General features: G+C 51.3%; 14 protein-coding genes. 12 read left to right on the forward strand and 2 right to left on the reverse strand.

Features of this window, described 5'->3' with window-relative positions; genetic code table 11:
* Nucleotides 1–257 precede the first annotated feature (257 nt).
* The 5 genes from BOW52_RS04655 (at nt 258) to BOW52_RS04675 (ending at nt 4,478) form a co-directional block, all read left to right on the forward strand.
* Complete coding sequence (locus tag BOW52_RS04655) at nt 258–698, forward strand: PqqD family protein (RefSeq protein WP_078482928.1); 441 nt, start codon at nt 258–260, stop codon at nt 696–698.
* A 176-nt stretch (nt 699–874) separates the two neighbouring features.
* The gene (locus tag BOW52_RS04660; protein WP_135622037.1) at nt 875–1,765 is read left to right on the forward strand and encodes a phosphoenolpyruvate carboxykinase (ATP); all 891 of its coding nucleotides are present in this window, start codon (nt 875–877) and stop codon (nt 1,763–1,765) included.
* Between the two features lie 168 nt (nt 1,766–1,933).
* The gene (locus tag BOW52_RS04665; protein WP_078482930.1) at nt 1,934–2,623 is read left to right on the forward strand and encodes a glycosyltransferase family 2 protein; all 690 of its coding nucleotides are present in this window, start codon (nt 1,934–1,936) and stop codon (nt 2,621–2,623) included.
* Nucleotides 2,624–2,968: 345 nt separating this feature from the next.
* A complete protein-coding gene (locus BOW52_RS04670) occupies nt 2,969–4,090 on the forward strand; it encodes a nucleotidyltransferase domain-containing protein (RefSeq protein WP_135622039.1) in 1,122 nt (373 codons plus the stop codon).
* A 31-nt stretch (nt 4,091–4,121) separates the two neighbouring features.
* Nucleotides 4,122–4,478, forward strand: coding sequence for a VOC family protein (locus BOW52_RS04675; RefSeq protein ID WP_172840168.1), 357 nt, complete (start codon nt 4,122–4,124; stop codon nt 4,476–4,478).
* Between the two features lie 34 nt (nt 4,479–4,512).
* Here the strand turns inward: BOW52_RS04675 and BOW52_RS04680 are convergent, their stop codons facing one another.
* Entirely contained in the window at nt 4,513–5,937 is a 1,425-nt protein-coding gene (locus BOW52_RS04680) for a mannose-1-phosphate guanylyltransferase/mannose-6-phosphate isomerase (protein WP_078482932.1), read from the reverse strand.
* Between the two features lie 286 nt (nt 5,938–6,223).
* Between BOW52_RS04680 and BOW52_RS04685 the strand changes: the two genes are divergently transcribed.
* The 7 genes from BOW52_RS04685 (at nt 6,224) to BOW52_RS04715 (ending at nt 17,484) form a co-directional block, all read left to right on the forward strand.
* Nucleotides 6,224–7,318, forward strand: a complete 1,095-nt coding sequence (locus BOW52_RS04685) for an alginate biosynthesis protein Alg44 (protein ID WP_078482933.1) — start codon at nt 6,224–6,226, stop codon at nt 7,316–7,318.
* A gap of 62 nt (nt 7,319–7,380) precedes the next feature.
* Nucleotides 7,381–9,762: a right-handed parallel beta-helix repeat-containing protein gene (locus tag BOW52_RS04690; RefSeq protein WP_172840159.1), complete on the forward strand. Its 2,382-nt coding sequence runs from the start codon at nt 7,381–7,383 to the stop codon at nt 9,760–9,762.
* Nucleotides 9,759–11,126: an alginate export family protein gene (locus tag BOW52_RS04695; protein WP_172840161.1), complete on the forward strand. Its 1,368-nt coding sequence runs from the start codon at nt 9,759–9,761 to the stop codon at nt 11,124–11,126. Before BOW52_RS04690 ends, BOW52_RS04695 begins: the two co-directional genes overlap by 4 nt.
* 2 nt (nt 11,127–11,128) lie before the next feature.
* Entirely contained in the window at nt 11,129–13,561 is a 2,433-nt protein-coding gene (locus BOW52_RS04700; protein ID WP_078482936.1) for a tetratricopeptide repeat protein, read from the forward strand.
* 47 nt (nt 13,562–13,608) lie between these two features.
* Nucleotides 13,609–14,916, forward strand: a complete 1,308-nt coding sequence (locus BOW52_RS04705) for a nucleotide sugar dehydrogenase (RefSeq protein WP_078482937.1) — start codon at nt 13,609–13,611, stop codon at nt 14,914–14,916.
* 4 nt (nt 14,917–14,920) lie between these two features.
* A complete protein-coding gene (locus BOW52_RS04710; RefSeq protein WP_172840163.1) occupies nt 14,921–15,985 on the forward strand; it encodes a right-handed parallel beta-helix repeat-containing protein in 1,065 nt (354 codons plus the stop codon).
* A complete protein-coding gene (locus tag BOW52_RS04715; RefSeq protein ID WP_135622041.1) occupies nt 15,985–17,484 on the forward strand; it encodes a glycosyltransferase in 1,500 nt (499 codons plus the stop codon). Before BOW52_RS04710 ends, BOW52_RS04715 begins: the two co-directional genes overlap by 1 nt.
* Nucleotides 17,485–17,511: 27 nt before the next feature.
* Here BOW52_RS04715 and glnD read toward each other — a convergent pair whose 3' ends face one another.
* A complete protein-coding gene (gene glnD / locus BOW52_RS04720; RefSeq protein WP_078482939.1) occupies nt 17,512–20,259 on the reverse strand; it encodes a [protein-PII] uridylyltransferase in 2,748 nt (915 codons plus the stop codon).
* Nucleotides 20,260–20,268 lie beyond the last annotated feature (9 nt).

Below are 20,268 nucleotides of genomic sequence, written 5' to 3' on the forward strand. Positions count from 1 at the left end.
TCGGGGCGCCGCAGGCATAAACGGTCGCGTTAAGTATTTGCCGCTTGCTTGGGCTTGGATGCCCAAAACAAGCTTCCGCAAAAATAGCGACTCCCCGATTACTGTTCTTTATTTGTGAAAAAAATCCCATGTAAATAATCGCTGTTAATGTGTGGTTATAGTCGGCGTAAAGTGCAGGTATGCTAAGCGCTTATTGAGTGCACAGCGTTTCGTGTATTTGTATCTATTGCATTGGTGAATTTGGAGCAGAGAGAGGCATGATGGGACAGTGTTATACCGTTGACGCCACACAGGTAGCACATCAGCTAATTGATGGTGAAGTGATCGTAGTGGACTTTCTTAATGGTGCCTATTTCAGTTTGCGTGAGACAGCGGCCCTGATCTGGCAGGCACTCTTGAACGGTAAATCGGTTACCCACATCATCTCTGAATACATTGATCAATACCCTGAGCAGAGAGAACAGATAGAGAGCACAATTCCAGCGTTCGTAGAGTCTCTCGTTGAAGATGGCCTTCTCCATTCAGCAGAGAGCGAGAATCAGGGAGGTTCTGAGAGTTTTTCGGCGGCTAGCTCTGATGGAGCCTTTGTCCCACCGGTAAGAGAGAAGTTTGAGGATATGTCAGAACTGCTGATGCTCGATCCAATACATGATGTCGATGAGATGGGATGGCCTCGTAGCGATAATAAATTGAATTGATTCCGTTGTTAGATTCTGTGTCACATCAGAGTGAGATTAGCGGGACCTACGAAGTCATCTCGACGCTTCTCTCGCACGCGCAACATCAGTTAGTCGAGTCGGCAACTGAACGGTTTGACTTTCAAAGTGGTGGTAAAAGAGTTCGTTTGAGTTGCACGGAGCGGCTTGCGAAAAAGTTGACACCAGCGATTGAACACCTGAAGTCAACTCCTCACCATGACTCTGAATTGACGATCATCGCCTGGGAGGGGAGTCCGACCCCTTTGGAGTTGACTCCTACCGAGTGGCAGGTGGCGGCCTGTTGGGAACGAAGTGAACCGGTCCGCATTTCTGCTAATGGAGCCGTCGCGCTCTTCGATCGTTACTCCAGCTGTGTTCATCTGCTCGATCCGTCAAAGCGACTTGCGGCTATCTGGTTCCCTTCTGCTGATGAAGTGCCCTACTGGGTTACTGCTGCGCCGATGTTACGAATTCTCGATTGGTGGTTTACACCGCAGCAGCGGGTGCTCTGTCATGGTGCTGCGTTTGGAAATTCTACAGGGGCAGCGCTTGTCGTTGGGCCGGGAGGTGCCGGTAAGTCATCACTGGCATTGGGTGCACTGTCGGCGGGGCTGGGGTATATCGGAGATGACTATGTGATGGTTGGAGCAGGGGAGACGGGAGCAGAGGTTGGGACGCTCTACTGCTCAGGAAAAGTCGAACCTGAACAGCTATCACTACAGTTTCCGCAACTAGTGAGTTATCAACACATCGCGCCTAAAGAGGATGAGGATAAGGTGGTAATACTCAATCCTGTTGAAAAGATGCTCAACAAGGCGCCGATACGAGCGGTGATTGTGCCTAAAATCTGTGATAGCCCTGAACCCGTACTGAATCTGATCGGTTCTGGAGAGGCACTGAAGGCGCTGTTGCCAAGTGTTTTGCAGCAACTAAATGGTTCTGAGCAGACAAAGCTTTCAATCTTATCGAACATAGTCACCTCTACTCCCTGCTACCGGCTCGAACTGAGTCAGGACCGGACACACAACGTATCAGTGATAAAAAGATTGTTGCAGCTTGAGCCTTGAGGAAGTCTCTCTCTATTATCGACGTCACGCCGACACTGTCACGAATGATACCCAGGCCACTCAACCGGGATTCATGCAGGTTATAAAACAGTCACTCAACCGACGTCGATCCCAGTAGGAGGATATGGCTGCAGATGGTCAAGATAATGAAAGGTAGGAGGAAGATTCGTGAGTAGTGTCAGTGTGGTTATCCCCGCCTACAATGCCGCTACGTTCATTGCTGAGGCGATTGAGAGTGTCTTGGCGCAGAGCTATCCAGCGACTGAAATTATCGTGGTTGATGATGGCTCTGAGGATGAGACGGCGGCAGTTGCCAGTCGCTTTGGCAATGACATAAAGCTATTTCGTCAGGAGAATAGAGGTATTGGCGCTGCACGCAATCTAGGGCTTGATCACGTCTGTGGTGAGCTGGTGACACTTCTCGATGCCGATGATCGTTGGCATGAAGATAAGTTGGCACTGCAGGTCGATTGTTTAAATCAGAATCTCGGTATTGATATGGTGTTTGGTCATGTGGTGGAGTTCCTGTGTCCACATGCAGGAAGTGAGGCCTCACAGCTTGAAGTGCGGACCGATGCGATGCCGGGTTATTACGCCAGTACTCTCTTAATCCGAGCGAGGGTGATTGAGCGTATCGGTAAATTCTCTGAAGATGTTTCTCTTGGTGAGTTTATAGACTGGTATGGGCGTGCCAAAGATGCCGGGCTGAAAATTCACCTTCTTGATCATGTGGTTGCAGAACGACGAGTGCATGGGAGTAATACCAGTGTGCTGCAACGCGCGCAGAGAGATGACTTAACCCATCTGCTCAAGACAATGCTTGATCGTAGGCGCAAATCAGATCTGAAAGAGTCGTGATTGAACAATAAGAGCGGAGTGGTTGGTAACTATATGCTAACTATTTCAGGAGAGTGCGAGGCTGAAAATAACGGTATGAGTCCGCAATAGAAGTGAGAAGATCTCATGTGGTCACTATCAGACACTTGAAATTGATAGTACGCTGCTCGGCAATCAACGGTTGTTAATTCAGAATGAGCCTACAAAATGTCTTGCTATGAAATCCATTGAACATTTAATAGACACCCTTCGTACCCTTGAATATTCACCCTCTATTCTTCGCAGTAGTCACTTTTATGGGCTAAGTGAGTGTGTGGGTGAGGCCGTATTGCTGAAAGATGGTGCGTCTAGAGGCGTTGTTTAGAGGTGGCGCTATCAACTCTCTCTGTCTGGCCGACACCTGTGCAATCTTTGATGCTGGAAGCATCACTGAATCGTGATGACGCAGCTATTTCCGCATGGAAGTCGTGGTACGACATTATCGATCTTGATCATCTGGATCATAGTAGTAACAGGTTGATTCCTCTGCTCTACCATCGACTGGAGAATCTCGGTATAGCGGATGTTGATCTTGGGCGAATGAAAGGTACATTCAGGCGTACCTGGTATCACAATCAGCTGATATTTGCCCGTCTGGCAACAGTTCTAGAGGCGTTGAAGCAACGCAATATTCCCACGCTACTGCTAAAGGGTGTGCCTCTGACGTTACTTTACTACCGTGATCCCGGGCTTCGTCCAATGCTGGATCTAGATCTTATGGTGCCTCGAAAATACACGTATGAAGCTATTGAGGTGCTGACCCAGCTGGGTTGGCAGGCGATTGATCAAAGAGATGCTGAAAATAGCTGTTTAAATCATGCGGTAGCGTTGAGGAGTCAAGATGGTGTTGAGATCGATCTACACTTCTCTGTCGTTCCTGAGTGCCTGAGTGATCGCTGTAATGAACTCTTTTGGCAAGCAAGTCAGTCGGTAAAACACGCCACATTTGCTGCACAGACACTTGATGGGGCGGGACATCTCGTTCACACGATTGTTCACGGCCTGCGACCTAATCGCGATGGCTCTATCCGATGGATAGCCGATGCGGTGTTGTTGATGAGGAGTGAAAAGAACATAGACTGGCAGCGAGTGGTCCTGATTGCGAGTCGAATACGGATGGGAAAAATACTCCTGGCAGGTTTACGTTATCTGATCAAACATCATGAGGTGGTGGTGCCTGATAATGTGATCGAGCAGCTCTCACTTCAACACATCAGTAGGTTGGAGCGTTTTGAACGGTGCATGCGTCTCGATTGGCCGTTGCTATTCCCATTAGCCAAATTCTGGGGGCCCTATGCAAGACTGCATGAGCATCGAGGTGCTATCGCACTGATTGTGGGTTTTCCCAGACACCTGAGTGGTGTGCTACATGCAAATAATCCATTCGATGTGCTGGTTAAGATTGGTTCGAGAACATTTCGTTATATTTCCCGACAGCTTGGGCATTGAGTTGATCTATTAGGAGGTGGGTGTGAGTGGCATGGTTTCGTTACATCACGTCAGTCTTATTGTTGAAGATACAGAGCGGGCACTTGCCTTCTACACGGGCTTGCTGGAAATTGAGTCCTGTTATCGTCCCGAGCTTAGCTTTCCTGGTGCATGGTTACAGCTGGGAGAGCAACAGATTCATCTGTTAGAGCTGCCCAGCCCAGATTCAGGTGTTGCGCGGCCTGACCACGTGGGAAGAGATCGCCACTTGGCAATGGCTGTCACCGATTTGGACGCTGTCAAACGACGTCTCGAACAGGCTGGCATCAGCTATACGAGCAGCCAGTCAGGTCGTTTAGCAATATTCTGCAGAGATCCTGATGGTAATGGTGTTGAGTTGATAGGCTAACTATTACGGTGACGATTACATAGATCGGCTGTTGCTAGTTACCATTATGTCGACCGTAGTGATCATCGAATCGGACGATATCATCCTCGCCTAGATAGTTGCCTGATTGAACCTCGATAATCTCAAGTGGTGTGTCGTTAGGGTTCTCTAGGCGGTGTCTGGTTTCAACCGGTATATAGGTCGACTCATTCTCATTGAGCACAAAGTTCTCATCGCCGCGTGTTACCAGAGCACTCCCTTTGACTACAACCCAATGTTCAGCACGCTGATGGTGGAGCTGCAGGGAGAGTGAGGCGTGTGGTTTGACGATGATTCGCTTGACCTTGAACCGCGGCTCCTCGTCGATGCAAGCGTATGAGCCCCAGGGTCTGGCAACCTTAAGATGGAGTAGCGCCTCTTCGCGTTGGTTGCTGTTGAGAGTCTCAACAACCTGTTTGATATCCTGAGTCGAATTCATGTCGGCAATCAGAACCGCATCTGCTGTCTCAACCACAACATGATTGCTTACACCGAGTGCAGCCACCATGCGATTTTCGGCATAAATAAGTGAATTGTTGACGTCTGAGGTGTGAACATCACCGCGTATGACGTTGCCTTTCATGTCTTTTTCGCCAACCTCCCAGAGTGAACTCCAGGATCCGACATCACTCCATCCTGCAGAGAAGGGAACCATTGCTGCATGTGCGGTCTTCTCCATCACGGCGTAGTCGATTGAAATGGCGGGGGAGGTTACGAAATGGGAGGCCTCTATGCGAACAAAGTCGCTATCAATAGTTCTCTGCTGGTACGACTGCCTGCAAGCGTCAAGAATGGCTGGTTGATGCTGAGCGAGCTCATTGAGATAGTCGCTTGCTCGCAACATGAACATGCCGCTATTCCAGTAGTAGGTGCCTTCATCGAGATATCGCTGCGCATCTTTCTGGTTGGGCTTCTCGACGAATCGATCGACATGTAAGGCACTCTCATCGATCTGCTCACCAGCCAGGATATATCCGTAACCGGTATTGGGATTTGTCGGTTTAATGCCAAATGTGACCAGGTTTCCCGAGTCTGCAAGTGCTGCGCTGTGTCTTACCGCCGCTTCAAAAGCATCAACATCATTGATCTTGTGGTCAGCAGGCAGTACAAGCATCAGCCCATCGCCATGTTTCTCTATGACCTCTAGTGCTGCGATGCAGATCGCTGGTGCAGTATTGCGTCCCTCAGGTTCCAGGATAATTGAGCTGTTCTCAATGCCAGACTTGAGTAGCTGCTCAGCAACCAGAAAGCGGTGGTGTTCATTACAGACCACCATAAGCGATTCGGTCTCGATCCCGCGAACCCGTGCGATGGTCTGCTGCAACATCGTCAACTCCTCATCGGTGAGGGGAAGAAACTGCTTTGGGTGGAGTGCTCTGGATAGAGGCCAGAGCCGACTACCGGATCCGCCAGAAAGGACGACTGGAATGATGTGAGTCATAGTCTAACTTTGAGATGTGCTGAGTGTGGTTGTTAGGGTGATTTTCACTGTTTTTCTCTCTCACTAAGAAGTCGTTCGAGTCGCTATTTGAGCCTGCTTGCTCGATATTAACGATAGGGCTTTCAGCCTAGCTGCAGTCTAACGCATATAGAGTCCCATATGGGGCAGAATAGTTAGCTAGATTGTTGTTCTATATGTGTGACCCATATACTATTCACACACCTTAAACCACCTCATCTGAGCCTGGATTTAACCCCATGAATATTGTGAAAGAGAGAAAGGTGTAATGACCACACAAATTGTGCACGAGGCTGAATACTCTCGTCAGCATGCCCGTTTCAGAATTCCTGCCAAACTGATCATGGGCGGCAATCCCTATGAGATAGAGGAGTGGTCTGTCTCCGGTCTTTCTGCGATCAAAATTCCGCAGGAGATAGGCGCAAGGAAACACCATGATGGTCAGCTGCTCTTTGCCTTTGATGGTTTTCAGCTGATTGTTGAACTTGAGATGGAGGTGATTCGATATGATGCTGAATCGTGTGATTTTGGCTGTCGTTTCGTTAACCTCTCCAAACAGAACCTTTCGCTTATTCACTATGTTATTAACGCGTTCCTCTCGGGAGAGTTGGTCAATGCGGGTGATCTACTGCACGTTGTTGGCCGTGACAGCTTCATCAAAAAGGATCTTGATAAGAAACTTGAGGAGAATGTTGGTGGCTTTACCCGTTTTGTACAGGGTGTGAAACGTTTTGTCGGCCGTCTCGTTCTCTTCTCCATCTTTGCCGCACTGCTCTGGTTTATCGGCTTCACTGCTTACAACCGTCTGTTTGTCATTGAGTCACTGGCGGCCAAGGTGCAGGGATCGATTGTCGTCCTCAGGGCACCAGATGATGGTTTTTTCCATCAATCACTTAAGGCCGGAAGCGAGGAGATCAACTCAGGGCAGATGCTGGGTATCGTAAAACTGGTCAATGGTGGCGCAGCTACGATTGAAGGCCCCTGTGACTGTCTGCTTCATGATGTACACGTAAGAGATGACGTTTTTGTTGCCAAGGGTGAACCGCTCTTTACCTTGACAGATAAGAGTGCCTCCATGCGTATTGAAGCGCAGGTTGCCTTTGAGTTTGTCGATCGACTCAAGGTTGGTGATGACGCCGAGGTGCGATTGGTTAACGGCGAACTGCTCACCGGTAAGGTGATTGAGGTCAGGGCCCATACCCGCTCTGAATATCTGCAGTCTGCACCGCTCAGTCGAAACCGCGGCCAGGCGAGTGAGTATGCAACCGTCGTCATTGAACCGAGTCGCCCAATCCCTGCTGAAATGCTTGATTCAGTGGCAACGGTGAAAATCTCCACTCTCGATCTCGATTCACTCTACTGATCGGACTGGAACGGATGATGCGTCTGTCGATGCAGCACTTGGGGCAACTGCTCTGGTCGTTGTTGTTCTGTAGCCAAGCTTTATTTGCTGTTGAGCTTCCCCTCAACCAGACAGGTGCGAGTGAGCTGGATCGTTATACCGTTGAGTCGGTTCGCGAGAGGCTACCTCAGCGTCGACACGGCAGTGATGTGTCGCTTATTCGTCTCGATCAGCTCTATACTTTTCCTGTCGAAAATTATTTTGAGTTACAGACAACACGACAGCATCAGGGAAAACGGGGGGCTGTAAAGGCGATCATGCTTGCCAATGGTGTCTATGATCTTGCCGATGTGGTGCGGCTGGTCAACGATGATCGCCTGATTCGACAGGTCGATGCTAAGACCTACATCAGTTACCGCCCGATCTACGTGGCACCCACTGCCAAGCTGGTGGTACAGGGAGTGACACTGCGTCTATCTGTACCCGACACCGCTGTGCTTGCCTATAACGGCGATCTCTATGTGGTCGATGCGACCATTACCAGCTGGGATGAAAGTCGTGGCGACTACGGACCACGACCCGTTTTGCCAAAGGCAGAGCTACTGCATTACGCCAAGCGTGACGCACGCCCCTATATTCAGGGCATGGAAGGATCAGGCAGTTACTTTGCAAACTCAACCATTAATGGACTTGGTTATAACGGTCGGGCCAGTTTTGGTCTGTCGCTAACAGCGCCGCAGATCAAGTCACTCTGGACCGTCTCTTCGCTCTCAGGCGCGATCAAATATCTCCCAAAACCACACGGTATCTTTGTCGGAAACCGGATAGTGAACTGTTTTTTCGGTTTCTATACCAACGATGCCGATCGTGTAGTCTTGATAGGAAATATTTTTCACGACAACCTTATCTATAACGTAGATCCGCACGATTTTACCAAGCGGCTGATTGTTGCGCGCAACATCACCTTCGATGCCAAACACGCACACGGCATAATCCTTTCACGTGAGATCAAGGATGCATTGATCAGTGAGAATATCTCCTTCGGTAACCACGGTTCCGGCATCATGCTGGATCGAAATATTGAGAGAACCCTGATTCGTGACAATGTGGTTTTTGCCAATCATGGTGATGGAGTGGCAATCTTTGAGAGCGATAACAATCGCATCAGTGGCAATACACTCTTTTCCAATGCCAATAACGGACTGTTTGTACGCAATAGTCTCTCGGTAACGGCTGATAACAACAGGTTCTTCCGCAATGGCCATTTTGGTGTTGAAACAGCAGTCGTCAATATCGATAAGCTGGAGACGCGTGACTTTGAACGTGATCCCTACCACATGGCGAGTGGTCTGAGACTTAATAGAAACACCCTTTCTGAAAATCTATCGGGGGCTGTTGCTATTAAATCGAGTGCCTATCTACAGCTGTTCGGTAACGATTTTAGTTCCTCTGGTTCATCTCTCTTCTCAGATGATGTTCAGGGTGTGGCTGATCAGCTACTGCTCGGTAATCTTCAAGGTGGTGTCTCCTTCTGTGGTGATCCAAAGCGCCTCTGTAGTGGTCAACAATTCGGTGGACAGTCAAAGTTACATCGACAAAAACGGGCAGGGGGTGCCGTTAAACCCAGTCGTCAGGGGGACATTAATCGCTATAAACGCGAAATACTCGAGCAGCTTGCTCAAGAGGGTGTAGTTGCAGCGAGCTATGAACTCTCGGTACTTCAGCTCAGAGAGTTGAGTGTCGCCAATAAACAGTCAATAAAACGAATTACAGATGCACTATCACAATCGGCTGAATCGGGTCATAGCTCATCGTTGCGCCTGCTTGCACATCTGAAGCTTCGAGAGCATGGCTATCGAGGAGAGCGTGTTGTTGGGCCTCTAACAAAACTTGCTCTGGCAGCGCTTCACGGCGATGCCAAGGCTGCCATTGAACTCAAGTGGTTACCGCTGATTACTGGCGTGAGCAAGAATCAACTGGTCTCTGCAGTGAATCGTGCCAGGGCAGAGTTGGTAGCGGCTGATTTGTGTGTGGGTGATGAGTGTTCATCTGAGCAGAGACCTGCGGCACAGAGCAATGAGCCAGAAAAACTACGCAGTTATCGCGCTGTACTGCGGCTTTTTAAACCAGAGATTGATCGGTTTCAGGCCTATGGACCAGACAAACTGAAGGAGTACCTGAGCGAACAGAAGGCTATTAATCGTTTAAAGGTCAAGCGCGAAGCGCGTCGCCAGCGTGAGCTGCTTGAGGGACGAGAGGCGACGGGAGAGCGTCGTGCCTATCTTGACCGAAAGGCGATGCGAGAGAGGACGTCCGACCGTTATCTGATCGCCACACGTGCAGAAGATATGCAGAGACACAAGGAGCGACTGGAGCAGGTGCTGGGTAAGGTTAACCGTCATCGTGATCCAGGCGCCAGGGTGAGCTATACCCAGCTATCAAGATGGGCCGGGGTGGAGAGATGATTAAAATCCTGCGTCGATACGCGGTTGTTCTAATCCTCGCTGCGACCGCTGTGGCTGCTGAACCACGCGAACTCTCCAGTCACCACTTCTATAGTGATTTTAAACTCAGTGGTTTTTCCGATATGGCTCCGCTTGGCGATGAACGCTACGAAGCGAGCGAGGGACTGGTCAGGCTGGGGATTCGGTATAACCGTTTGATGTGGGAGGATTGGCTGCTCGATGCCGATCTGCGCGCCATCTTCTCCTGTCGCGAACTGTTTGGTTCCAATGAGATCGATTGTGGTCTCTCTGCAGAGATTAAACGCCTCTATCTTCGTGGTGAGAACCTTTTTGAGTCACCCTTTCTGGCGGCAGATATTGGACGTACCCGGCTGCGTGATCAGCGCTCCTGGTTATTTGATGACGATATCGATCTGATCAAGGGTTACTACGACTCAACCCTGCTCGATATCGGTCTGGGTGCTGCCAGATGGGTTTGGAATCCACGCCTCGACGATATCTTCGATGAAGATGACAATAGCCGGAATGATGATAGTGATAGCTACTATCTGTTCGGCGCAATCGAATATCAGTGGCACCATCGCCACTTTATGCGTCTGCAACTTATTCACGAATCCTATGAGGCTCCCGAGCGTTTTACCTTCGATGAGCTCTATGAATCGAATGCGCTGAGCGAGAACTCAGAGTTGAATTGGCTGGTCATCTCATTTGAAGGTGAGAAGCGTTACAACACTGGACGTCGGTTCAATTACTGGCTCGACCTGGCGACCGTTCAGGGTGATCGCAATCTACGTATTGAAGATCCTGTTACCCATCTGGTGAGTTGGGTTGATCAGTCGATCTCAGGAGGATTTGGTCTCGATCTGGGTCTGATTACCCGTCTCTCTGAACAAGGTCATGCCATTGGAGTGAGGTATGCGTTGGGGCAGGGCGATCCGACGCTTAGTGGTGACTATAGCGGTTATCTACAGCCACATATCGCTTCAAACAAAGACCGTCGGGTAGGTGATACGCGGCTGCGCTACTACGGTGATACGCTCGACCCTGCACTTGGCAATCTGCAGATCGTCTCTGTGTTTGCGGGTCTGCCGTTGAACGAATCGGTCTGGCTGGAGGGTGCGTACTACCACTACCAGCAGATGGAGGCAGACAGCTGGTTACAGGCAGGAAGGACGCGGTTACGTCCCAACGGTCTCTCTACCGATATTGGTTACGGGCTCGACCTTACTCTGGGTGGTGATCTGCATCGGGATATACGCCTCGAAGGTGTATTGGGAGTGTTCCAGGGTGGAGATGCCTTTGATGGGGTTGCCGCCGATGATACTGCCTATAGTGCGCGTCTTGAGTTGAAGGTGCGGTGGTAGTGATGCGTCATCTATTAACTTTATTGATTTCGATCCTGTTGCTCACAAGCTGTGCCGACCTGCAGGTGGCACAGAGGGCCAATCTGGAATGCGACTACGAGACCGCCTTCGATAACTGGGAGGTGCTGGCCAGGAAGGATTTCCCTGAAGCGGAGTACCAACTGGCCAAGCTCTATGCGGCAGGCCATCTTGGTACCGATCGTCAACAAGAGGCGCTTACGCACTACCAGCGTGCGATTGAACTGGGTCATACCGGTGCGCTCTACGGCATGGGGCAGTTTCTGCTGCGTTATGCAAAGAGCGATGTCGAACGTGCCACGGCGATCGATGCACTGAAACAGGCTGCGACGGCGGGTAGCGTACCTGCCGAGATTGTACTGGCCGAGCTCTACATCGAAGGGCAATACCTGCCACGTGATACGTCGCGCGGTGTAGAAATCCTGTCCCGCCATGCCAATGCCGATAATCCACGTGCCCAGTACAAGCTGGCGCTGCTCTATGACGAGGGTATCGCGCTGCAACAGAACTATGCCAAGGCATACGACTACTATCAGCGTGCCCTTGCACTCGGGCATCGGAGTGCCGCGAACCGCTTGGCTACCCTCTATATCGAGGGACGTGGCGTGGCTGTCGATTACGACCGAGCTCGTGAGCTGTTACAGCAGCAGATCGATCTTGGCAATATGAGTGCCGCTTATCGGCTGGCCGCATTGGAGGAGCAACTCTCTGGTGAATCCGGCCCTTCGGCCCGTTCAGTCGAGCTCTATCGGCAGGCGGCCAGTGGTGGCTATGAGGCGGCCCGACTGCGTATGGCCGATCTCTACTTTCATGGTATCGGTGTTGAGCGTGATATCGATAAGGCGATCAACACCTATCAAGAGATGTCGATCGGCGGTTATGGTCCGGCTACCGCGAAGCTCGGGGATCTCTACCGCGATGGCGAGGAGAAGCCACTCGATTATGCCTACGCCCACGAGCTCTATCAGCTCTCCTATGACCAGGGTTTTGAACGTGCTGAGCTGCGCATGGCGAGAATGATGGGGTATGGCCTTGGGGTGACACGTGATATTCGTGCAGCCCGACTGATCTACCATAAATATGCACTACGGGGTGATGTCAGTGCCGCCTACGGTGCGGCCCAAATGATCGAACTGATGGCCGACTTTGATCACTTTCCGCTAGAGGCCGTGAGTTGGTATCAGCGCGCTGGAGAGGCCGGACATCAGGGTGCAAGGCTGCGACTGGCCGGACTCTACTGGGAAGGTCTGGGTGTCGATCTTGATAAGTCGCGTGCGGTAGCGCTTCTTGAGGCGCTGGTCGAGGAGCAATATACCCCTGCGATGGTTCGTCTCGGTGACTACTACCGAGACGGCAATTATCTGCCGCGCAACCATATCAAGGCGCGTGATCACTATCTCGCAGCTGTCGAGGGTCATGACGGTAACGCACGTCTCAAGCTGGCCGATCTCTATGCTCAGGGGGATGAGGCAGTCAGGGACTTTGAGGCCGCCAGGGTGATCTTTGTCGATCTCTCTAAGGCGGGTGATCACGCGGCTACCTACAAGCTGGCGCGTATGCTCGAGTTCCGTCTCGGTGATAACGCTGTGACACCCGAGATCGTGGCGCTCTATGAGCGATCGGCAGTGGCCGGTTATCCACCGGCTCAGCTGCGCTATGCCGATTTGCAACTGGAGGGGATTGGTGTTGAGCAGAATGTCGACCGTGCCATTGCAAGCTACCGAATACTCTCTGAACGTGGCCTGGGGGCGGCGACCTTCAGACTCGGAAAACTGGTTGAGTATGGGCGCTTTGAAACGCTGGATATCGACAAGGCGGTGCGTCTCTATCGCAAGTCGATTGATCAAGGCTACGATCTCGGCAATCTGCAGATGGCACGACTTCATGCCGTCGGTAAGGGAGTGCCCCGAGATCTTCGGTATGCACGACAGATCTTTGAACGTTTTGCAGTAACCGGTACGATCAAGGCCGCCTATGAACTGGGTGAGCTCTACTCCATTCATAAAACCCAGCTCTCGACAGATTGGCTGGCACTGGCGATCAAGTGGTATGAGCGTGCCGCACAGCTCGGCTATCTCGATGCCAAATATGCCCTGGCCGAACTGCTCGATTCTCAAAAGGGGCAGGATCGTCGTTATGTGATGCGCCTCTATCATGAGGCCGCCCTTGCAGGGCACGGCAGGGCCATGAGCCGCTACGGCGAACGGCTGTTCAACGGAATCTCAGCAAAGCGTAACCAAGCCGAGGGATTGGCCTTTGTGCTGACCGCAGCGCGCAGCAATAGCTCGGGTGCATTGAAGCTGGCATTGTCATTGATGGATCGAATCAATCGTGCGGCCGATATCCGACGGGCCAATCTACGCTCGCTCGAGTTAAAGAGTGAAATATTTAAGGTGACCGGCGTGTTGTCCGAGTAGCTGTCCGATTATTTTTGCAAGAAAATTGTGATTGAAGGAATGAGTAGATGAAGATCAGTATTTTTGGCTTGGGCTATGTCGGTGCAGTCTGTAGTGCCTGTCTGGCGAAGATGGGACACGAAATAATCGGAGTTGATGTAGACCAGAATAAGATTGATCTTATCAACTCGGGTCGTGCACCGCTGTTTGAACCGGGGCTAGATGCGTTGATGAAAGAGGTGGTCGACGCAGGGAAACTCAAGGCGACCAGCGATCACCACGCTGCGGTGATGGAGTCCGAGGCGAGCTTTATCTGCGTAGGTACGCCGAGTCAGCCAAGTGGTGAACTCGATCTTAAGTTCGTGCGAAATGTCGCCAACCAGCTAGGAATCTCACTACGAGAGAAGCAGGGAGATCATCTGGTGGTAATGAGGAGTACCGTCCTGCCGGGAACAGCACGGGATACAGTGGTTCCTATCATTACTGAAACCTCTGGCAAGGGGCTCGATACAGGTTTCATGTACGCTTCGAATCCTGAGTTTCTGCGTGAGGGTACGGCGATTTTTGACTATTTCAATCCGCCCAAGACGGTTATCGGTGAGAGCTGTGAGAGGGCAGGTGCAATGCTTGAATCGATCTATAAAGAGCTCGATGCTCCATTGATTCGTACCTCCATTTCTACCGCAGAGATGGTTAAGTATGCCGATAATGTCTGGCACGCACTGAAGGTGACCTTCGCCAATGAGATCGGTAACATCGCCAAGGAGTCGGGCGTTGATGGTCATGCAGTCATGGATATCTTCTGTCAGGATCAGAAGCTCAACCTCTCCACCTATTACCTGAAACCCGGTTTCGCCTTTGGCGGTTCCTGTCTGCCTAAGGATGTGCGTGCGCTCGCCTACCAGTCGGACAAGCTAGACCTGCGTTCACCGATGATCTCTAACATCATGAAGAGCAACCTCTATCAGATAGATCGTGCCATTGGCATGATTCGAGACACGGGAAAAAAACGGGTAGGACTACTTGGTCTTAGCTTTAAACCCGATACCGACGACGTGCGTGAGAGTCCTCAACTGATTTTGGCGGAGCGACTACTCGGCAAGGGCTATGAACTCTTTATCTACGACCGAAATGTCTATAACAGTATCAACCGTGACGCAAAGGATAAGAATCTCGATAACCGTATCTCCCATGTCTCGGATCGGATCTATAACGACATCGATACGGTGCTCTCTGAGGCTGATGTGATCGTTGTTGGAAATGGTGATGAAGAGTTCACTCAAATCTGTGACAAGGTGGCTGAGAAACCGGTGGTTGATCTGGTACGCATCTCGGGGCAGTGCAGTAACGAACGCTACAACGGAATCTGCTGGTAGGTTGATGAACGTGCGTTTGCAACGTTGGTTAATGATTCCGCTACTGCTGCTTAGTGGCGTTGCTTCGGCACAGCACTACTTTGTCTCGCCACAGGCCAAGCCCGGCGGTAGTGGGAAGTCAGCCGCTGAAGCGCTGTCATCAATTCAACGAGCGCTACAACTATCACATCCGGGTGATACGGTGGTGATTGGTAGTGGTCACTATTATGAGTCGTTGCAGAGTGTTCGCTCGGGTGAACCGCGTCGACCGATTAGCATCCAGGCCTATCCTGATGCGGTATTACACGGAGGAAGCCGCAATCGCGTTTTTGAGATTAACCACAGCTATATTGAACTCAACGGCCTGACTATTGATGGTCATCATAGTGAAGGTGAGGGTATCGAGGCCTGTCGTGACAAGCTTATCTATATCGACGGTCACAAGCATGGCATCAAACAGGTTGTGATGCGGGGACTAAGGTTAAAGAACGCTTATGGCGAGTGTCTACGCATCAAGGGTAATGCGGTTGGCACTGAGTTGGCCTATTCAACGATCGAAAACTGTGGGTTGCGTGATTTTCGATTTGGTCGTGGTAAAAAAAATGGTGAGGCAATCTATATTGGTACCGCACCGGAGCAGTTAAAAAACTATGCAGATCACTCCAACTCCAACTGGATACACCACAATATCATTGTGGTCGGGGGGAGTGAGTGTGTTGATATCAAAGAGGGCTCGGTGAGAAACCGAATTGAATACAATCTTTGTGATCAGGCAAACGACCCCGATTCAGGGGGCGTTTCACTCCGTGGTAACTACAATACCGTTCGTTACAACACCATTATCAATGGTGCAGGTGTAGCGGTACGCATGGGCGGAGATACAGCAGATCAGGGTGTCTATAACCGGGTGGAGAAGAACCATATTGAGAATAACCGCGCCGGTGCGATAAAGATAATGCGTTCACCGCAGCTTGCACTCTGCGGAAATAAGATTCACCACTCTGCAAAGACAAAAGTGGTGCGTCGTGGCAGTCAGGTACGTGACAAGATTAATCCAAGCTGTGATATGAGCAAGTGGAGTAGTAAGTAGTGGGTCAGCTCATCTATATCCTGGTGATGGTGGTTATGGCGATGGCGCTGCCCAGTATCTATTTCGATCCCGATGCGCGGCAATTCATCTTTATCATCGGTGTGGTTGCGGTTTGGCGCTATAGCTGGGCGATTCAACACTTCTTCCGTGCCCTCATCTATTTGAAGGTTGTCTTTCCGCGCATGCGAAAAAAGGCCGATGCGCTCGGCACAGAGGGCGATCCAATCCACGCCTTCTTTCTGGTGACGACCTTCCGTATCGATACCGATACTTCGGTGGATGTCTATCGTGAAACGGTCAAAGAGGCGATTCGTTGTGGTGTGCCCTCAACGGTCATTGCTTCAATTGTGGAGATGAGTGAGGAGCGACTGGTTAAACAGATCTTCCAGAGCCTCAATCCACCCGAGAATGTCGATCTCAAATTGGTTCGCATTCCCGGAACAGGTAAGCGTGATGCACTCGCTGCCGGATTCCGGGCAGTCTCTTCCACGCCTGTCCATCTTGAGGACTCAGTGGTCTCGGTGATCGATGGCGATACCATACTCAGTCCCGGCTGTGCCTCGGCCTGTTTTCGCATGTTCAAGATCAACCCAAGACTTGGCGCTGTGACCACCGATGAGGAGTGCACCCTGATCGGTGAGGGGAGGGTGACGGGGATCTACCGTCGCTGGTACAACCTGCGTTTTGCGCAGCGCAATGTCTATATGGCCTCAATGGCACTATCGCGCCATGTGCTAACACTGACCGGTCGCATGTCGATGTTCCGTGGAAATATTGTGGGTGATCCTGAATTTATTAGTCGCGTTGAGTTCGATGCGATTGACCATTGGCGTCTAGGCCGGTTCCGCTTTTTGACGGGTGATGATAAGTCGACCTGGTATCACGTGCTCAAAGATGGCTGGGACATGGGCTATGTACCCGATGCATTAATCCTGACGGTTGAGGAGCCACCTAATAAGGAGTTCTTCACCGGTGCCAATGTGTTGATGCGACGGTGGTTTGGCAACATGTTGCGTACCAATGCACGCGCACGGATGATTCCGAGGAAGACGACTGGCACCTACACCTGGTGGGCGCTACGTGACCAGATGTTGAGTATGTGGACTTCGCTCTTCGGTTTTACGGCGGCAATTCTGGGTAGCTTGAAGTTCGGTCCCGAGCTGCTACTCGCTTTCACCCTCTGGATACTATTTACCCGCTATATCATGGCCAAGGCGCTGGCGGTATTCCACAAGCAGTTCTCAATCAGCTGGCCATTTCTGGTCTATTTCAATCAGATCTATGGTTCGTTGGTTAAAATCTTCATGCTGCACCATCTCTATAAACAGACCTGGACTCGGCAGAAGACCAGTCTCAAGAGTCGAAAGGGATACTGGCAACAACGCTACATGGATTTTGAATCACGACTCGCCTGGGGTACATCGATGCTACTCTTTCTGGTGCTGATGTCGTTCTTTGTCGGTCTCTATGAACTTAAAGATCTTCAGGCGCTGTTTTAGCATCGTTACCAGGGATTTGATGCCAGCTTAGTGGTTCTCTATCAGATCAATCACGGTCTCTCTGAGCCGTGCTGTCTGTGACTCATCCTCAATGGCGCCGTTCTCAGCATCAGTAATATAGAAGATATCTTCAACCCTCTCACCCAGTGTTGTGATTCGTGCGTTCTGTAACTGGACATTACAGTTGGCAAGGGCGCGTGCGATTTGCGAGAGCATACCGGGACGATCAGAGGCCACGACTTCCATGATCGTGCGTGGTTGATATTGATCGGGATAGAAACGTATCTGAATCGGGATATCGAACTGCTTCTGCTGTCGTGTTACTTGACGATAGACCCTACCAGGCTGCTGCTCAGGATGGATCAGGTATAGGTTGAGTGCATCTTCTATCTCGTGGATTCGCTGACTGCTGCTGATCGGTTGTCCATCCTGCTCCAGTACCATATAGGTATCGAGCGTGTAGTCGTCGCTGGTTGAGATGATGCGTGCGTCGAGAATGTTGAGACCAAGTTGATCGAGCGTTGCAGTGGTGCTGGTGAACTGATGCGCCATGATCGGCATATAGATGAATATTTCGGTGCCACCACGTTCAACCTCTTGCTGAATCAGGATGAGAGGTGTGTCGACCCGTTGATGCTGGGAGATGGCTTCTGTATGCCAGGCGATCTCATGTGCGGTGTAGCGCAGAAAGTAGTCATCGCCGACACGATCCCAGATGGTGTTGATTGCAGACTCTGTCAAGCCGTTATTACTCAGTATGGTACGTGCCTCATCCTTGGTCTCATCAATTACCTCCCGTTGTTCGATCGGATTCCCAAGTCCACGGCGTAGCGCGTGTCGCGTACTGTGGTAGAGCTCGGCCAGCAGTGAGTCTTTCCAGGAGTTCCAGACCGATGGACTGGTGGCGCGGATATCGGCAACGGTGAGCAGGTAGAGGTAATCGAGTCTGTTGGTATTACCAACCAGGGCGGCGAAGTCATTGATGACCTCGGGATCGCTGATATCCTGTCGTTGTGCCGTCGTCGACATAATCAGGTGACTGCGCACTAGCCAGCTGACCAGACGGGTATCGTATTCACTGATGTCGTGCTGTTGGCAGAACTGCTCCACATCAACCGCGCCCAGTTTTGAGTGATCGCCACCACGTCCTTTGGCAATATCGTGAAAGAGTCCTGCGATATAGAGCAGTTCACTCTTGGGCAGGTGGTTGATGATCTTGCTGCAGAGTGGGAACTCCGGTTCAAATTTGGGTACGGTAAAACGACGCAGGTTTCGAATTACAAACAGGATGTGTTCATCGACGGTGTAGACGTGGAACAGATCGTGCTGCATCTGGCCGACGATCTGACCAAAGGCGGGGATATATTCGGCTAGAATGCCGTAGCGATTCATCCGATGCAGTTCATGGGTCACCCCCTGTGGCTGTCGTAGAAGCTCCATAAAAAGTGATCGACATCGCAGGTCGTGGCGGAAGTTTTCATCGATGCGGTACCGGTTGTGACGTATCAGACGGATGGTTGCCGCACTGACACCGCGAAGTTTCAGTGCATCCTGATCATCATCGTGTTGCTCATGGGTGAGTTTTCCATCTTCATACCAGAAACCGGTGTCGGGATGCTGGGCCAGAATCAGAAAGATCTCCAGCAGGGCAAAGGGATAGGTCTCGAAGGTACGCTCATGGGTGACCTCAATGAAGCCCTTGCGACTCTGAAAACGTTTGTTGATCGGTAGCGGTTCAGCAGAGTCATCGGCGAGCAGTATCTGCTCCTGGAACAGCTGCAGTAGCATCTCGTTTAGCCGTTCCAGCTCCATCACCGTGCGGTAGTAGACCTTCATGAAGTGCTCGACCGCCAGCTTTCCATCCTCGTCACGGTAACCGAACATCTGGGCCAGAGTGCGCTGATGATCAAACAGGAGCCGATCCTCACGTCGTCCTGTTAGATCGTGAAGACCGAATCTTATCTTCCAGAGGAAGGCCTGTCCCTCAGCCAGATCACGATACTCATCTTGGGTCAGGAAACCGTGATCGACCAGCTCGCCCAGTGTGTCGACACTGTAGTGGCGTTTGGCGACCCAGCCGATCATCTGAATATCACGCAGTCCACCGGGTCCCTCTTTGATGTTGGGTTCCAGGTTGTAGGCGGTGTCGTTGAACTTGTGGTGACGCTGCTGCTGCTCACGCCACTTCGCTTCGAAGAAGCTGCGTCCAGGCCAGAGTCGATCGGGTCCAACACGGGTGCGCATCTCACTGAACAGTGCTTCTGGACCGCAGATCTGTCGCGCTTCCATCAGATTTGTCGCGACAGTGATATCGGCCTCTGCCTCACGTTCACAATCTTCCAGCGTGCGAACACTCTGTCCCACCTCCAGGCCGATGTCCCAGAGCAACATTAGCAGTGCTTCGATCTGCGGCTGGTAGGCCTCGGGTTCAACCTTGCCAAATAGCAACATGATGTCGATATCTGAACCGGGGTGGAGTTCGCCGCGGCCATATCCGCCAACGGCTATCAGGGCGAGTTCACTCATGTTCTCGCCGATGACGTGCAGCCAGGCGCGACTCAGTAGCGCGTCGATCAGCTTGGCGCGTTGGTTGACCAACGTCGTTACTGCACAGCCCGCAAGGAAGCGCTCGTGCAGTACCGTGTTGCCTTGCTGTAGCGCGTTTCTAAAGAGTGGAAGAGGGGAGGTCGTTGTCACTATCTCGCGGTCAAACGACTCCGCATCAAATAACTCTGCATCGTCGCAGCTACGACGGTCCCTTGAGAGATTGTCCATGAAGGTTAA

This window comes from Solemya pervernicosa gill symbiont, from assembly GCF_002020875.1.
Classification (GTDB): Bacteria; Pseudomonadota; Gammaproteobacteria.

What these genes read in the sequence shown, in the direction of transcription:
- BOW52_RS04655 (WP_078482928.1), top strand. Translation starts at nt 258, where the DNA reads ATGATGGGACAGTGTTATACCGTTGACGCCACACAGGTAGCACATCAG.
- BOW52_RS04675 (WP_172840168.1), top strand. Translation starts at nt 4,122, where the DNA reads ATGGTTTCGTTACATCACGTCAGTCTTATTGTTGAAGATACAGAGCGG.
- BOW52_RS04680 (WP_078482932.1), bottom strand. Translation starts at nt 5,937, where the DNA reads ATGACTCACATCATTCCAGTCGTCCTTTCTGGCGGATCCGGTAGTCGG.
- BOW52_RS04685 (WP_078482933.1), top strand. Translation starts at nt 6,224, where the DNA reads ATGACCACACAAATTGTGCACGAGGCTGAATACTCTCGTCAGCATGCC.
- BOW52_RS04695 (WP_172840161.1), top strand. Translation starts at nt 9,759, where the DNA reads ATGATTAAAATCCTGCGTCGATACGCGGTTGTTCTAATCCTCGCTGCG.
- BOW52_RS04700 (WP_078482936.1), top strand. Translation starts at nt 11,129, where the DNA reads ATGCGTCATCTATTAACTTTATTGATTTCGATCCTGTTGCTCACAAGC.
- BOW52_RS04705 (WP_078482937.1), top strand. Translation starts at nt 13,609, where the DNA reads ATGAAGATCAGTATTTTTGGCTTGGGCTATGTCGGTGCAGTCTGTAGT.
- BOW52_RS04710 (WP_172840163.1), top strand. Translation starts at nt 14,921, where the DNA reads ATGAACGTGCGTTTGCAACGTTGGTTAATGATTCCGCTACTGCTGCTT.
- glnD (WP_078482939.1), bottom strand. Translation starts at nt 20,259, where the DNA reads ATGGACAATCTCTCAAGGGACCGTCGTAGCTGCGACGATGCAGAGTTA.